Here is a 14555-nt window from a genome sequence, read left to right as displayed (position 1 = left end):
ATGGCTGTGAAACGATCCAAATGGCCGCTCAGGAAACAGGGTTTCACCCTGATCGAAGTGATCCTGGCGCTGGCCCTGACCGCCACCCTGCTCGGGTTGCTCAGCACCGGTGTCTACGTCGTGGCGCAGGACTGGAACCGAAACTCCGACCGGCTGGACCGCCATCTTGACGAGGCACTGGCAATTCTGCAGATCGACAGAGCACTACATGGCGCCTTTCCCCATGGCTACACTGATGTGGAAAGCCTTACCCGCTATGTGTACTTTGTCGGTGAAGACGACTACCTGAGCTGGGTTTCCACCGTCTCTCCCCAGCGGCAGCCCGGGCTCATGGCCTGGGAACTGTTTTCCACCGATGAAGGCGTGCAGTTGACCCTGGCCCCGGCTTTCAGTGACTACCCCGGCGATCGACTGGAGCAGGCTGAACCGCAGCTCATTCTGTCAAACTACACCGCCAGTTTCAGTTATCTCTATGCCGAGCTGGATGAAACCCGACAGTGGCGGGATGACTGGCCTGGCGAAGACATGCAGAGTCTGCCCCTGGCAGTCTATGTCAGGTTCACGCCTATCGACGATCAACAGGGCAGCCTGGAGGAGCTGGAGGTGGTGGCCCGCATTGCCAACAACCAGCACCGCAATCTGCGGCCCAGCCTGTTTCAGGGCCGGTGAGGAGAGAACGGTTGAACGGACCACAGAGACAGAAAGGCGCGGTCATTATCATCGTTCTGTGGACGGCGGTGTTGCTGACCGTGCTGGTCACAGCCATGGCCAGCAAGGTCCGCCTGTCGGCCAACACCGCGTTTCACAACCAGCAGGCGGTGGCCCAGTGGACAGCAGTAACCGCCGCCGTGAACAAGGCCTATATGGAGTTGATGCTGGAAACCATGCCCAGGCCCCTGGGCGAGGTCCTGCCTACTGACGAAGACGGCGAGATTCTGCTGCCCGAATACCGGTTTAACGGGCGCCCTCTGGAGCTGGCCTATGCTGCCGACGAAGACATTGTGGTTCGTATCTATGATCACGGCGGTAAGATCAATCTGAATCGTATCCCCCGCCTCAACATGCAGACCCTGATCGAGAAGCGGCTGGGCGGGGAGGATGCCGATCCGGAGCAGGTCCAGGACCTGCTGGCGGCCTGGACTGACTGGACTGACCTTAATGACATTCTAAGTCTGAACGGTGCCGAGGCAGACTATTATCAATCGCTTGATCCGCCCTACCTGCCCCGCAACAATCCGGAGTTGGAAACGGTGGAAGAGATCCTGCAGATTCGCGGTTTCGACGAGCTGTTTGAGGGCGTGAACCTTGAAGCCGCGTTCACCATCTACGGTAATGACCGTTCGGTTAATTTAAACCTGGCCAGTCGGGAAGCCATGCAATTGCTACCCGGCCTGGATGACGAGCTGATTGAGAGGGTTATCGCCTACCGGGAAATCGAGGACATCAATAATCGCGCCGAGCTGCAGGAGATCATCCCGTTCGAAAACCTGGTTGAGCTCTCCAACTGGGTCGGTAATTCCACCAGTATCGTGTATTCCATTTTCGCCTATCCCCGTCTGGAGCCGACGGAATCTTTTCGGGAGCAACTGGCAACGGCAGAGGAGCAGGGTCTGGATATCAATCCTGATCCAGTGGTGCAGGCCTACATGGAAATCGTTGAGATCCGGGATTTCAGCACTCCACCCAGAGTGTACAAGGTTGACCCTTACGGGCACCTGCCGGATACTGCCCCAGCGCGAGTAAACGAGTACGATATCGAGTTCCGAAATCTGCGTTGACACGCAGGGCCCTGCAGGGCTTCAACTCTTCGGAGTTCCCGCCAGACGGCATGACCCAGCTTTCAAGTGACAGACTCCTGCTGAGCCTCGCGGTAACCAGTCACCTGTCACGTGAATTGTTTCTGGCGCCTGGGATTTAATCCGGACTGGTGCTCGGTGTGGGATTTCAATCACTGTGTATTGATGTGTAACAGCATCAATTTTAATGGTCGGAGTCTGAAATGTCAGACAGTGTCAGAATTCAAAGCCGACATAGCCGCTGCTCGATCCTACGACCGCTTCCGGCTTAGCGGTCATCGGGAGGCTGTAGCCAGAAGGTCCGCTATCACTCTTTGCGGTCATTAAGCAGACCAACGCTATATGAGACGAGTGACGCATCAGAGGGTGGCGGGGTGTCAGGTTTTTTTACAAGCCCCTTTGCTTTTTATTACGCTTTAATCGCAACTCATTGATTTCTTTGCCATGGCCTAAAATTTGCTTGCAAAAAAGTAGTAGTTGAACAGACTGCTCGAACGTAAAAACAGAACAAATGCGACTCGCGAGGTGACTATGAAAAACTGTATAGCCGTATTGGTAACCACTCTGGTGTGTGCAACGCCCTCATTTGCGGGCGTTTTGGATGTCCGAATCTGGGAAACACCGTTCACCGGTGGACCTGGCGGCGGCCGCTACACAATTTCCGTGGGTGAAGACACGCAGGTGTGGGCATTTGGTGTCACTACGACGCTTGATGCTGGCTCCGTGTTCGTAGAACGCAGTCGTTGGACTGGGGATCTTGTCACCAGTTCTTTGTGGAACGACGGCTATGAGTTCACACAATACGACCCTTTCTTTGATCCTATCTTGTCTGCGTCGACCGGGGAAGATGGGTTTGGCACTTTCATAGAGGTGTTTGGTGCTGGTTCTGTCGCGGCTCTATTTTGGGCCGACGATTACTTGGCAGATTATATTGGGCCCTTTGCGACTTCGAGCCAATTTGGCTGGGAGTATGGGCCACCCACAAGCACGGCATTTGCACTAGTAGCTGAGGGTGGCGGCTCGGTTCTACTCGTCTGCGATGTCGTGGGCAGCGATGAAAACACCAGTTCGCAGTGCACCCCATTCGAGACTCCGCCCTCGGGCAACGCACCCACACCCACCACTATTGCACTTTTCGGACTTGGCTTGGCCAGTCTTGGCTGGTCTCGTCGCACGAAAGCGTAACCAGAAACTTTGATTATTAGGCCCACTTCGGTGGGCTTTTTATTGACTGAGATTTCAGAATGCTAACGTCGCAATGTAGGCGAAAGCGGACATTGACATGGCTTCGTTGAAAGACTGCAACGGGTTCATATTTGCAGCCGGTCTTCGGGCCACCCATTAAGGTCGGCTTTTATGATAGCGGAAGTTGCCTTAGCCTGCCTCTACTTCCGAAATCGGCTTCAAGCGGACATTACAACAAGTTTGCGGTGATGCTGAGGACAGAAAATCTTTGCCTCGAAGGTTCAACTCAGCCCCTAAAGACCATCTTTATGACCTTCATCGCTCGAACAACTATGATGAAACCTTACACGTTTATCTATCTAACGCTTCATTTATCTCGCTAGAATTTGATTTTAGTAACTTCAATGTTGGTTGCTCCACACCCGGCTCTCTTCGAATCCATGCAAGCTTGGAATCCAGGTAATGAATCAAGCCCCTAATTTCGTCCAATCGCTCCAACAATTGTGCGCGCCGCTTTTCAACTCGAATTGCCATTTCGTTATTTCTTATAGATCCTGATCGCGAAAGTTCGAGAAGTTCTTTGATTTCCGAAAGCGTCATTCCCAGCAGCTGACAAACTTTCACTGTCTGAATATCTTCCAGATCGATCTCAAGAAAAATCCGGTAAGGGTTACTTCCACCTTTGTTTCCACAATGCGGTTTCAATATGCCCAGCTTAATATAGAAGCGTACCGTATCAACACTAATGCCTGCTTCCTGGGCAAACTCGGAAATCAACAATTGTCTGTTCTGCTTGACCATGGACCTTGCTCCAGCCTTATAGTGGGAACCATCTTAACGGAATCTTCCACACTGACAACCCTGTACACGGAAGCAATATCGATGCAAAAAGCGGATCAACCCATAGTATTGATTACTGGAGCCAATAAAGGCATCGGATTCGAGATCGCAAAGCAATTAGCGGCAAAAGGTTTTATGGTGCTACTCGGTGCTCGCTCCCGGGAATCAGGAGTGAAGGCCGTCGTTGAGTTAGCTGGAATCACTCACGATGTGCGCTTCATCCCTATCGATTTGAACGATGAGCGATCTATAACAGAAGCAGTAAATCCCATCGAAGCAGAATTCGGGCGCCTCGACATTCTGATAAACAATGCGGGAATTACTGATTCCTGGGACGCGCCCCCGGCAAAAGTCAGCCTTCAAACCGTTCGACGTATATTCGAGACAAATTTATTTGGAACTCTTGCTGTAACACAAGCCATGCTGCCACTTCTGAAAAAATCTGACAGGCCCCAGATTATTAATCAGTCGAGCGGTCTCGGGTCGATCACGTTGAATGGCGACCCAGATTGGGAATTTGCACAGTTCAAGTTATTTGGATACTGCGCATCCAAGGCAGCTATGAATATGATGACAGTACAGCTAGCAGCTACCCTGGCCGAAGAAAATATTATCGTAAACTCCATTGATCCGGGCTTTACTGCGACTGACCTGAATAGCTACAGGGGCAGACAAACAATATCCGAAGGCGCAGCAGCGGCCCTATCTCAAGCTTTAGATACGAATCGAACTAGAAGCGGGAAATTCTTCAGCGCCGATGAATCATTACCTTGGTAGATAGATAGCGCACACTGATTTCGCGCTTATAACTCATTGAATAAAAGAAGGGTTCGGTCACACAGTCTATTGAAAACCCGTTTGTCGGTTATTCGATACTGCCCGAGATTGATTCTTGGCTCGCACTCAGAAACACACTAATTTAGTAGAGTTGCTGACTGATAGTCGTGTCGTCAAGTGTCTGCTATGGATTTATTCGGCGAACTAGCCGCTATCTCCGAGTTGCGGCGATTTTCGCTTTAGTCTCGACCTGCTCAAACACTGTCTGTAAGATCGGCTCTGAGTTATTACACATTAAAGTGCTACACATCAATACCATTAAAATTGATCCAAGAGTGCGACAGCTTTTCCTCGAAGCCACCTCGCGTTCCCGCCCCTAAGGATGTGTCTGCTAAAAAGCCCCCTTACCTCCTCCTATCAAAAAGCTCTCAATCACCACTGACTAAAAACGTATCTGATCCGCAATAAATTTAAGCTGAGGTACTGAAGTCTGTAACAGCAAGGTGTTGGCGGTCAGCTTTGAGAGCGAGTCCGGTTGCAGAGGCTGTCGGCTGGCGCCGCGGCATCACCCGCTGCTCTTGACCACCTGCCAGTCACACTTCATGGCCAGCTGGCCGAGCCCTTTCGAGGTCGCCACGGTCAACGGCTTGCTGACCTTGGTTTCGTACCAAAGCAGACTGCTGCGATCGGCTACCCCACCGAGGATATAGAAATCGCCACTGCGCATGGCCAGGCTTTTTACAGTCAGAGAAATCTCGAAACGGTCGCCTTTTTTGAACGGTCCCTTGTCAATGTCCGCCTCGTCGGTGGTAAGCCAGGAAGCAATAATATCATCGCTGGTGCGCATGAAGGCGAAGCCGAAATTACCTTCCACGCCGTCTTTCAGGATTTCCACATCCATTTTGAGAACCACGTCTGACAGTGGCGCTACCCGGGTCAGTTCCTCTCCTTCAGGCGATTCCACCGAAATGCTGAGAATCCTGCTGTCTCTGCGCTTCTTCTCCGCCACTTCGTCCTCATCGGCATCCGGGGCTCCCGGCAGATCCTCGACGATGCTGTTATAGGCTTTCTTGTTGTTGCAGAAATCCTCGTAGCGGCCAACGATCTCCTCGCTGGGCCCTATATCCCGGATGCGCCCCTTGTCAATCCAGATAGCGGTGTCGCACAGCTGCTGAACGTGGTACATGGAATGGCTGCAGAACACCATGGTCTTCTGTTCTTCCCGAAAACGGTTCATGCGTTCCACGCATTTTTTCTGGAACGCCATGTCACCGACACTCAGGGCTTCGTCGATAACCAGTATATCAGGCCTGACCATGGTGGCGATAGAAAAGGCCAGCCGTACGAACATGCCTGAGGAATAGGTTTTTACCGGGCGATCGATGAAGTAATCAAGCTCGGAAAACTCGATAATATCCATCTCCAGCTCGGGAATATTGTCGTCCGGTACTCCCAGCAAAGAGGCATTCAGATAGATGTTTCTACGGCCCGTAAACTCCGGGTGAAACCCGGCCCCCAGTTCCAGCAGTGCGGCCACCTGGCCAGCCACGGTGATCCGTCCGGAGGTTGGTTGCAGCGTGCCCACCAGCAGCTTCAGCAGCGTGGATTTTCCGGCACCATTGTCGCCAATGATACCCAGGCTCCTGCCGTTTTCCACACTGAAGGAGATATCGCTCAGCACGTGGTAGAGCTTGTGTTTCGGCTTCCTGAAAATAAGCTCCGTCAGCCGGTCCTTAGGCTGCTGGTAGATTCTGAAATCCTTGTGCAGATCCTCTACCTGGACTCGGTACTGGGGGGTGATGGGTTCGCTCATGAAGGTAAAAATTATCCTGACTTACAGTACGTCGCCAAAAGCATGCTTGATGCGCATAAACAACCAGCCGCCGATCAGATAGGTCACCAGCGACACTACGACAGCAATCTGCAGATTAAGCACCGGTAGCTCTCCTGCCAGCACTATCTGGCGGTAGAGATTCACGAAGCTGTGCATGGGGTTGTAGTTATAAATACTCTGAATTGAGGGATCCTCAATGATCGAGAGCGGGTAGACAATCGGGGTCAGGAAAAACCAGCTGGTTATTATAAGAGCCACCAGCTGCTGCAAGTCTCGCAGAAAGACACAGAATGCAGAGAGAATCGCGACCAGACCCATGGTAAACAGGAACTGCAGAAAGAAAATAAAGGGTAACAACAGCCACAGGCTATTTAAATAGCCACTGAACGCCAGGTATACCAGAAGCAGGCCAAAGCCGATGCTGTGAGTCAGGTAGGGGATCAGTGAGCCCACTACCGGCAGGATATTGACCGGGAACATCACCTTGGTGATAAGCGGTGCTTTTTCAAGCAGCAGACCGGGGGCCTTGCCCATGGCATCGGCAAAGGCGAACCAGGGCAGGTAACCCACCATCATAAAAACCACGAAGCTGGTCTGACCGAACTCCAAAGGCGGCCTGACGCCGAAAACATAGCGGAAAACGAACGAATAAATGATGATGTTCACAACCGGAGTAATGAACAGCCACAGGATGCCACCCACCGAGCCGACAAACTGTCCGGCGAAATCCTGCTTCACAAAATTATGGAACAGTCGGTAGTTGTCGAAAGGCGTTAAGATCCAATGTCGCAGAAGTTTGCTGATCATCCAAGTATTGGCCTTTTTATATCTTCCCGGCAATTTTTTGACACAATGCTCGCTGTGTCAAAGTTTCTGCCCGCGCTCACAGTACCTCTCTTCTACTCCGAGAGTTCCGCCATTCAGTCGGCCATCCCTTGCCGTTCGGCTTTGCCGGTAATAGGGCTGGCAAAGCATTGCTATTCAATCCATTTCGGATTTTCATAGTAGTGTAACCCATCTCGGAAAGCTAAGCTTCTTTGCTAACCCCTTTCTTGGGAATTCTCTAGTTAGTATCTGTTCTTGACTCGTGGGAATCATTGCAATGCTTTTTCAGTGAGAAACAGCTTAGCACTCTGATGAAAAATTACTTGTTCGGGTAATAATCCTATTCGAGGCGAAAATTCCAATCTCTATCAAGGTCATAAGTTTGATGCCGACCGACAAATTGTTGGTGCCGAGTTCCACTCTCGATCCGTACCTGTCTCAGTCACTTCAGATTCGACAATAAACACGTCGCGATTTACGGTGAGCGAATGGCCCATATAGCTAAGCCTGGTTTTTTGATTCCTTCCCTTCCTGAACAGTTTGCTGTCTGGAAAACAATTGCTTGGCTGCATCTTGTTTCTTAATGGCATCGAACAGCAACTCGCCAATACTCGAAGTCATCAGCCGGTCCCAGTTTTTGCTGAAAGTAGGATGATTCCAGACAGGATCACCCTTACCAAGACCATTAAACCGGCGGAATATGAAATCGTGGTCAATCCGTTCACATAGCTGGCGTTCCGGGTGGATAGTGAACAAGATTTGCAGAAGCGTGGCTCGAACCAATTTCTCAGGAGGGATCGATGCCTGCCGGCCTCTGCATACATAGCATGAAATTCAAGCTCCAGATTTATCAACGTCTGAGCAATGAGTCTGACGGATCTTACGATTTGGATGTTGCTTGGGAATGTGACTTTCAAGATCGACGTAGCTAAACAATGAGAACTGAGGATCGCTATGACCGCGCATTGCATGACTTTGTTATTAATTTGAGACATTTTAACGAATTATGACTTTTGCAACAGGCTGACAATTGATCAGAGGTTCCTTTGAGTTTCCGTGCACGTGTTTAGGCTATAGCCTAGTCCATGGGACCGCCTGAAGGCCGGGTAATTGCGGCAATTAGCGATAGGTTCGTCAGTGAAAAGCATCGGTGCCGGGATCAGGGGGAGGCTCTACGTCTTTTATCCAGTCAGGCCACGAACTATTTGGCCAGCCGGCGTGTTTCCAGCCACGGTGTAATATGGTCAACCATTGACGCAATTGTGAGCTACTAAAGCGAAGCCCTGTTTGGCTCTGGTCAGTAAGTTTGAAAATTATCGTCAGTTTTCCTTGTCTGCTGGAAAGATCCAAACTCCGAACCAACAGGAAGCGGGTGTTATCTCTTAACACTACTGGGGGTTGGGGAGCTCGTGATTTCAGCCTATGTCGAGCCTCCTGCTGAGCAAAGCTCTGTACCAAAGTATTTGCCTGGTTCGAGTTTTCCGGCGTTGCGGTAGAAACCAAAGGTGTCTGCTGCTCAAGCCATCTGAACAGATAGGGTAGAGCTCGGATTAAGACTCGCTGTGTCAGCCAAAGTCCTATTACTTTCCCGTCTCGAGTTTCTCCTATCAACTGAATTCTGTCTTCGATTTCCAGGTAAGAGGACGTCAATCGGTGTATCTCTGGAATGGCTGCCACTTCAGTTTACTGGGCTTTCCAGCCAACTGCCGACCTCAACCAGATCTTCGGCTGTCAAGACCCCTGCTTCCCTTTTTAGTTCCAGCAGAAATCGGATGTGATTATACTTTGTCTGCTGAAGATCGCGTTCCGCTTGATACTGATTTCGGATTGCATTTAGCACGTCAACGCTTGTGACGGTGCCAAGTTCGAATCCGCGCTGCATCGCAGTAGCTGATAGAGTTGCAGACTCAACCAGGGACTGCGCCGCCTGAGTCTGGAGTTGACTATTTTGAAGTTGTAGGTGCGCTGTCCGCACTCGCTCGGTGACGTCGAGTTTGATCTGCCTCAGTTCGTTTTCGGCAATGCTTTGCATGCTGGCGGCTTCGCTAACTGCTGCTCTGTTTGACCCACCGGCGAATAATGGTACCGAAACATTTATTCCTACGTAGGTGATGTCGGTTTTAGGTAAAGGAGCATTATCGAAACCAACGTTTGTATTCTGTCGCTGGACCACCAGGCTTACTTCTGGCAGGTATACACCACGTCTTTCCGACACTAATTCTTTAGAAGCTTTCAGCGCATACTCGCGAGCCTGAATTTCGTAATTGGATTGTTGAGCAAGCCTTGTCCAATAACCCATTCCTTGTTCCACTTCAGCTATTTCGATATCACTCCGAAGCCGATATAAAGTGACAGGCTCAAGGCCAGTTGCTGAGCGAAGCGCTTGCCGGCTGATCTGCAATTGACTCTCGAGCTGAAGCTGTTCGGCCCGAACGGCGGCAAGACTGGCCTGCGTCTGGTACAGGTCTGTAATCTGGGTGAGCTGACGCTCATAAAGACTCTCTACCTGTTCCAGCTGGTTGCTGACAGCCTCGAACTCTGACTGTATCAGCCTCAATGCATCTTCCGATTGCAGGACATTCAAGTACCGGTCTGTCACGTCTGTCAAGACCGACGCCAGTTCACTGAAGTATTCGGCCTCGCTCTGGTCTTCGGACGCATAGGCTCTCTTACGTCCAGCAAAGGTCTGCCAACTAAACAGGGTTTGGGTCAGCTGAAGTGAATAACGATCCCCGTCAAAGTTTTGATCAGAGGGGCCGGTTTGGCGGCGGTTGTCGGAAACAGACGCCGTGGCAGATAGTTGCGGCAGTAATTGCCCATTGGCAGCTCGAACTCGGGCCGAACCGATGTTTAGATTTTCCTCTGCAATTCTAAGCCTGGGACTGTATTCAAGCGCCGCGGTGTAAAAATCTTCAAGAGTACTGCCGCCGACTAATGCGACACCAAACATGTTATCTGGATCAAGATTATCTGCGTCAATGGACTCGGCAGCACCAGCAAAATTGCAATAAGCAGTGCCCAAAGTGAGGCTCAGCGCGACCAGCCGTGCAATTGAGAGAGTCTTCACAATGACTATTCCTCGTTGAAGCTATTGGCAACCACATTAGTCAGAGGCTTTATAAGGTACTCCAAAAATGTCCTTGATCCGGTCGTAATATAGACATCAGCAGGCATTCCTGGCACCAGTACAAGGTTTCCAAGATCGCTCATACCTTCGGGGGTAACCTGAATTCTTGTCGTGTAGAATGAAGCCCCAGTGTTTTCATCTACAAAACTATCAGCCGAAACTGATATGACATTCCCATAAACAGTGGGCACCGTTTTGCTGCTGAAGCTGGGAAATCGGATTGTAGCATCCTGGCCAACGGCCACTCTGTCGATGTCCAGGGGTGAAATGCTCGCCTCAACGATCAGTTCATCACTTGACGGCACAATCTCGGCGATCTGCGTCCCTGGTGATATTACACCGCCTTCTGTATGAACTTGCATACCGTTTACTATACCGTCTACCGGCGACCTGATTACCGTTCTATTAACGATATCTTGAAGTGCGTTTACCCGCTCTTGTACATCCTTTAGTTGAGTTTGTGTTTGCCCAAGGAGATCCACAACCTCGGTTCGAAAGACCATGTTCTCTTGTAGGATTTGCAGTCTCGTTTCACCAATTTGCATTTGCGTCGAAGAAATAGTTGCTGCCAGTTCGGCGGATTCTCCACTGAAGCTGGCGTAGTTTCTTTCCAGTTCACGAAGTCGGAGCTTATCTGCAAACCCTTCTTCCAAAAGTTCTCTGACATCATTTAGCTCTTCGCTGTAAGACTCGGCGAGTAGTTCCTTGCTTTCCTTCAATGCCTTCAGGCCGACGATTCTTGACTGTAGTTGTTCGATGCGTTGCTCCAGCACTTCTATACTGCCTTCGAAAGCGTTCTTACGGGCTTCGAAAATTTCGTTCTGAGAAGCGATCTCCTCCTGAGCGTCGTAGACTCCGCTCAGTATGATGTCCGGATAGACAACTCGTTCAAGATCATCCCTTTCGGCCTGTAGTCTCGCCTCTCTGGCTTTCAGGGCAACGAATTGGCTATTGGCGATTTCAAGATCGGCCCTGGCCTGGGTGCTGTCCATTATGAGCAGCGGGTCGCCCTGATTTACGATATATCCATCCTGAACCAGAATCTGATCTACGATGCCGCCTTCAAGGTGTTGGATTACCTTGGTGTAAGAGCGGACGGTGACTTCCCCACCGGCATGGGATGCGCTATCCAGTGGTGCTACCGCTGCCCAGACTCCAAAAACACCAAAAACCAGTACAAGAGCGGTCAGACCTACTCTCTTGGGCGTTTCGATGCCGAACCCCATTTGCGTGGTAGTGCTGCTATTATCGATTTGCGATTCCAGCGGCTTTGCTTCTGAAGGCGGGGTAGTTTCGATCACGATTTTATAAATCCTTATTTAAACGTTCATAAATACCGTCGGTAAACGTTTATGAATCAACAATCTCATATCCGAAGGCGCTTTGAATTTCCTCAGGCCTGAGCTGCGGCCCCACTTGCGGACTGTTTGCTGTTCTTTATCTGAGCCATCATCGTTGCGAGTACTTTTTCTTTCGGGCCGTAGGCAATTGCCGTTCCTTCCTTCAAAATCAGAAGATTGTCTACAACTTGCAGAATCGAATTACGATGCGTGATGACCACAATGGAGCAACCTTTCGATTTTATTCGTTTCAATGCCTGGGCCAAGGTTTGTTCACCCTGCTCGTCAAGATTCGAGTTGGGCTCGTCGAGTACCAGCAGGCGCGGCGAATCATAGACTGCGCGCGCCAATCCGATTAGTTGGCGCTGCCCTCCGGAAAGCATGCCGCCAGTGCCGCCGATAACGGTGTCGTACCCTTCAGGCAACTTCAGAATCATTTCATGGACACCAGCAAGCTGAGCGGCCGCAATTATTTTTTCGGAATCTGTCTTACCGAACCTGCAGATATTTTCTGAGATTGAGCCGTCGAACAGTTCGATATCCTGAGGCAGGTAGCCCACGCTGGGGCCAAGTTCCTCGCGATCCCAGGCGGATACGTCTGCGCCGTCAAGCCGAACGGCTCCAGCACGTGTTGGCCATATACCGAGGATGGTGCGCGCGAGCGTTGACTTGCCAGATGCGCTGGGTCCCAGAATGCCGATAGCTTCGCCGGGTTTAAGTTCAAGCGAAATACCTTTCAGTACCGGTATCTGACTGCCGGGCGCTGACACTACTACATTTTCCACCAGAAGATGGCCTTTTGGTGCAGGTAAGCTCATTTTCTCCTCTTCCGGGGGTATTGTTTCCAACAGTTCTCCGAGCCTTTTGTACTGTGCCCTTGCTACTGAGAAGCCTTTCCAGGAGTTAACCAATAGATCGATAGGCGCCAAAGCGCGGCCAAGTAGCAGAGACCCAGCTATCATCATGCCGGGGGAGATTTCCTGTTTTAGTGCCAGCAAGGCGCCAAGGCCAAGCGCTAGTGATTGAATGATCACTCGGAAAGATTTGGAAAAACTCAAAAAGCCACCCGCCCATCTGCTGGCGTTGGTCTGGAGCGCGATGGCCTTGTCGGTCTTTTCTTGCTGCTTTCGACGCACATTTGACATCATGCCCATTGCCGCTATAACTTCCGCATTTCGCAGACTTCTGACGATCTCGTTGTTCACCCAGTTATTCTGAGTATTGGCATCCTGCATTTTTTTGTTTGTTACTATCTCATTGGCTAGCGCCAGACTGAACATAACAATTCCGGCAAAAATGGCGATTACACCAAACCAGGGATGGAACATGAACATAATGAATACATAAATTGGAAACCACGGGGCGTCAAAGAAGCCAAACACCGCGTTGCTTGATATATATTGCCGCAAACCAGTCAGGTCGCTGATCGGCTGGGCGCTTGAGCTGGCTCCGTTGGTGCTTAGAGCATTCTTGAACGTCGATTGAAAGACACGTTCACGAAGGTCTCTGTCCAGTTTGTCACTGGCTCCGATGAGAAACATGGACCGCACCCACTCAAACACCCCCATTGAGCCCATCAGGCAGACCAAAATAATGGTCAACATTGCCAAAGTGGAGAGACTCCCGCTGGATATCACCCTGTCATAAACTTGCATCATGTAGATGATCGGTACGAGCATCAGCAGGTTGACGGCAACGCTGAAAACGCCGGCGTAGATGAAATATTGCCGGACAGACTGAAGTGCCTCGTTGAGTTCAAGGAAGCGCGACTTCGAGTCTTTTTTGATTGCAGGCTTAGGCATAACTTTTTTACCAGGAGTTCGCCACCCGGTCCCAGGCCAGATTCGGTGGCCAGGACGGGTGATCAAATCTGTATGTTCGATTTCTCGATAAAAGGTGTTTTGAGTTGAAAGCGTTTGTGTTATCTAGGTGAAGTTCTTATGTTCAAGCTTGGGTACCGCCAGGCAGCTTCGATGACTACTATTTTCAGAAAGATTCCCAGGGCTTATACAGCCCACGCCTTAGTCAGTAGCTATATTTCCGTAGCTATATTATTGAGGCTGCTTCTATTATGAGGCTGCTTCTATATTGGGGCAACAAGGCTGTTTTCAAGCTACTGGGCCTGAATCCAATTCCACACCTCACGAGGATGCAATTGTACCTACCTCGGAGTTTACTTAACAAGCGCACAACTCGCCCCGGACATCGACGGTAAGGGAAAAGTTTTGTTCTTCGCGCTTAAAATCGTCACCTGAGTATGGTTTGTGGCCCTGATATCGGCTAACTGTCCGCTTCACCAGCAAGGCGGCGCAGGTGGAGTTCCGGAATATCATTGTCTTATTAGTATTGTCGTTCCCAAGGATACCCCCCTCTGCAACAGTTCCATGAGAGGGTAGAGTTTGTGCGCCACGAACTAAACGGGACAAACTGAGTGAAGCTCTCTTGGCAACAAGCACGGAACAGCAACAGATTGGGTTACACAGCCGCCTACAAAGAAATCACTAATCGCTATCAAGCGCATTCATTCGCTACCGATAATCTGAACAGGGGGCTAACGCTGCTAAGCGTTCACCCAGCAGAGCAATATATAAAACAAAATGAGAGGCTTACGTTAGAAACCTGAGTTTTCAGGTCGTAACAATTTGTATTGTATTGGTGCAGCAGAGAATGTAAGATGCGCGTTATGTCTGCACGAGGTGCGGGAATTTGCGTGTGCAGTACGCATTCTACCCGGTATTGGTGAGCTTATTTTACTCCGTGTGACTGTGGTCACAGGGAGCAAAAAAGGGCCTGTGTATGCTAAGCGCACTTAAACTAAGGCTAAGCTATTA

General features: G+C 50.5%; 10 protein-coding genes. 4 read left to right on the top strand and 6 right to left on the bottom strand.

Going from position 1 to position 14555, the window contains the following annotated elements; translation table 11 throughout:
* Window positions 1-6 precede the first annotated feature (6 nt).
* The 3 genes from R3F50_06250 to R3F50_06240 all read left to right on the top strand — a co-directional run bounded on the left by R3F50_06250 (window position 7) and on the right by R3F50_06240 (window position 2981).
* The gene (locus R3F50_06250; GenBank protein MEZ5489904.1) at window positions 7-669 is read left to right on the top strand and encodes a prepilin-type N-terminal cleavage/methylation domain-containing protein; all 663 of its coding nucleotides are present in this window, start codon (window positions 7-9) and stop codon (window positions 667-669) included.
* A gap of 11 nt (window positions 670-680) precedes the next feature.
* The gene (locus R3F50_06245; protein ID MEZ5489903.1) at window positions 681-1778 is read left to right on the top strand and encodes a type II secretion system protein GspK; all 1098 of its coding nucleotides are present in this window, start codon (window positions 681-683) and stop codon (window positions 1776-1778) included.
* 495 nt (window positions 1779-2273) lie between these two features.
* On the top strand, window positions 2274-2981 hold the full coding sequence (locus tag R3F50_06240; protein MEZ5489902.1) for a PEP-CTERM sorting domain-containing protein: 708 nt from the start codon (window positions 2274-2276) through the stop codon (window positions 2979-2981).
* Window positions 2982-3332: 351 nt separating this feature from the next.
* Here the strand turns inward: R3F50_06240 and R3F50_06235 are convergent, their stop codons facing one another.
* Entirely contained in the window at window positions 3333-3782 is a 450-nt protein-coding gene (locus R3F50_06235; protein MEZ5489901.1) for a MerR family transcriptional regulator, read from the bottom strand.
* A gap of 81 nt (window positions 3783-3863) precedes the next feature.
* Here R3F50_06235 and R3F50_06230 point away from each other — a divergent pair, with 81 nt between their 5' ends.
* Window positions 3864-4598, top strand: coding sequence for an SDR family NAD(P)-dependent oxidoreductase (locus tag R3F50_06230; GenBank protein ID MEZ5489900.1), 735 nt, complete (start codon window positions 3864-3866; stop codon window positions 4596-4598).
* 565 nt (window positions 4599-5163) lie between these two features.
* On the opposite strand, the gene R3F50_06225 is transcribed toward R3F50_06230, so the two are convergent.
* The 5 genes from R3F50_06225 to R3F50_06205 form a co-directional block, all read right to left on the bottom strand.
* On the bottom strand, window positions 5164-6411 hold the full coding sequence (locus tag R3F50_06225) for a polysaccharide ABC transporter ATP-binding protein (GenBank protein MEZ5489899.1): 1248 nt from the start codon (window positions 6409-6411) through the stop codon (window positions 5164-5166).
* Between the two features lie 21 nt (window positions 6412-6432).
* Window positions 6433-7239: an ABC transporter permease gene (locus R3F50_06220; protein ID MEZ5489898.1), complete on the bottom strand. Its 807-nt coding sequence runs from the start codon at window positions 7237-7239 to the stop codon at window positions 6433-6435.
* 1696 nt (window positions 7240-8935) lie between these two features.
* Window positions 8936-10324, bottom strand: a complete 1389-nt coding sequence (locus tag R3F50_06215; protein ID MEZ5489897.1) for a TolC family protein — start codon at window positions 10322-10324, stop codon at window positions 8936-8938.
* 5 nt (window positions 10325-10329) lie between these two features.
* Window positions 10330-11685 (bottom strand): HlyD family type I secretion periplasmic adaptor subunit, encoded by a 1356-nt coding sequence (locus R3F50_06210; protein ID MEZ5489896.1) that lies wholly within the window; start codon window positions 11683-11685, stop codon window positions 10330-10332.
* A gap of 92 nt (window positions 11686-11777) precedes the next feature.
* Window positions 11778-13526, bottom strand: coding sequence for a type I secretion system permease/ATPase (locus R3F50_06205; protein ID MEZ5489895.1), 1749 nt, complete (start codon window positions 13524-13526; stop codon window positions 11778-11780).
* Between the last annotated feature and the right edge of the window lie 1029 nt (window positions 13527-14555).

It is taken from the genome of Gammaproteobacteria bacterium, assembly GCA_041395725.1.
Taxonomy (GTDB): Bacteria; Pseudomonadota; Gammaproteobacteria; order Pseudomonadales; family Pseudohongiellaceae; genus NORP240.
This window is presented reverse-complemented; position numbering and strand designations above follow the sequence as displayed.